The sequence below is a fragment of the Methylobacterium sp. WL120 genome (assembly GCF_008039465.1).
Classification (GTDB): domain Bacteria; phylum Pseudomonadota; class Alphaproteobacteria; order Rhizobiales; family Beijerinckiaceae; genus Methylobacterium; species Methylobacterium cerastii.
Window position 1 is genome coordinate 1 of sequence record NZ_VRUT01000316.1, and the last position, 1,793, is coordinate 1,793.

General features: G+C 74.6%; 1 protein-coding gene. It reads right to left on the reverse strand.

Translation table 11 applies throughout. The features are described 5' to 3' along the window. Positions 1-101 precede the first annotated feature (101 nt). The coding region (locus tag FV229_RS26665) for an ATP-binding cassette domain-containing protein (protein WP_147754794.1) at positions 102-1,793 on the reverse strand (1,692 nt) is incomplete at its 5' end.

Consider the following 1,793-nt stretch of genomic DNA (forward strand, 5'->3'; position numbering starts at 1 on the left):
GCCGGGGCGGGAGGGGCGCGCGACGTCGCGGCCGATGCGGCCCTGCACGAGGCGTGCACGCAGGGACGAGCCTGTGCGGCCAATACGGCGCCCGTATGGCTTCACGCCGGCTCGAGCATGCGGGCTGCGTCCGGCTGCAGCGGCACCACCGTGCTGTTCTCCACAGCGATCACCGCGTCGAAGGGATCGAGGGCGGCGAGGTCGGCGGCGTCCGGGACGCAGACGACGAGTCCGCGGCCGGCGCGGGCCGCGCGCAGGCGGGTGATGCGCGCTGCGATCTCGGCGGGCTTGCGCTCGTCGAGCAGGATCGCGACCACGACGATGTCGGGCTGGCGGATCAGGCAGCGGGCGAGGTCGATCGCGATGCGCGTCTCCACCGGGATCGCGCCCTCGCCCGCGACCGAGCCGGTGCCGGCGCTGCCGGGTTCGACGCGGCTCTCGAGCCCGAGGCGGTAGACCGAGGCCTCCAGGCCCTCCTCGGTCAGCACCCGCCGGACGATCGCGCGCACCCGCGGCTCGGCGCCGGCCTCGCCCTGGCTGACGCGGCCGAACAGCAGGTTCTCCTCGACGCTGGCCGCCGGGTTGATCCGCGTCGGATCGTAGAACTCCACAGCCGCGGCGAGATACGACGGCAGCATCCGCGCGAAGGACTGGCGGGCGGCCACGAGCCTCTCTTCGAACGCCGGATCGATCAGGCCGAAGCGGTGGCGGGTTTCGCTGTAGCGCAACGCCAGACCAATCAGCCGCTCGCGGTCGCGCTGGCCCGCCGGGCCGCGACGCAGGGCGACCGCGCTCGGCTGGCGCACCACCAGATCCTCGAAGTAGCCGCGCTCGTCCGCCGGGAAGAGGGAGAACGCATCGAACAGCGGATGGTCGTTGGGCAGCTCGGCGAAGATCTCGACGGTGCTCCGCGCGACGGCGAGGCCGATCTCGGTGAGCGGGCGGACGAGGTCTTCCGCCTCCAGCACCGCCCGCATGTAGGGATGCCGCGCCAGGCGCTTGGGCGCGAAGGTCGGGCCCACCGGCTCGCCGAACAGGATGTTCTCGCCGACCGTCGCCTGATGGTTGTAGCGGGCGGGATCGAACGGCTCGACCAGGCGCTCGGCCCCCTCGGCCCGAAGCACCGCCCGCATCGTCACCCGGGCGGCCACAAGGGCGCGGGCGAAATCCGGCGCGGCGACCGGGTCGACCCGGCCGAGGAGGCCGCGGGCGTAGGCGAAGGCGTCGAGCCCGGTGATCCGCAGGATCTCGACGAAGGCGGGCTGGTCGGGGGCGGCGGCGGGATCGGCGCCGTAGAGGATGTTGGCGCGCAAGCTGCCCTCGACCAGGATCGCCTCGCCGGCCGCGAACGCGATGCGCCGGGCGCGGTCGGCGGCGTCGAACCCGCCGAGATCGTGCCCGGCATAGGTGACGCTGCCCGCCGTCGGCGCGACCTGGCCCGCCAGGATCGCGGCAAGCACCCGGGCGCCGCTTCCGCGACCGCCGATGATCGCGACGTGGGACGGCATCGCGAGGGTGAGGTCGACGCCCGAAAGCCGTTCGCCGGTCGCGGCGTCGTAGGCGCCGACGCCGTGCGCAGCGAGGTCGCCGGAGCGCGGCACCGCGAGGCCGCCCTTTCGCCCACGGCGGCCCTGCAGGCTCGCGATCGTGCGGGCGGTCTCGCCGAAGACCGGCTTCAGGCCCTCGCGCAGCCGCCAGAGGTTGAGCGACAGGGCGATCAGGATCGCCGCGATCGCGAACGCGCCCGCCGCCGCGACCAGGGCGGCCGGGTCGACGTCGCGGGCGGGCGCGTT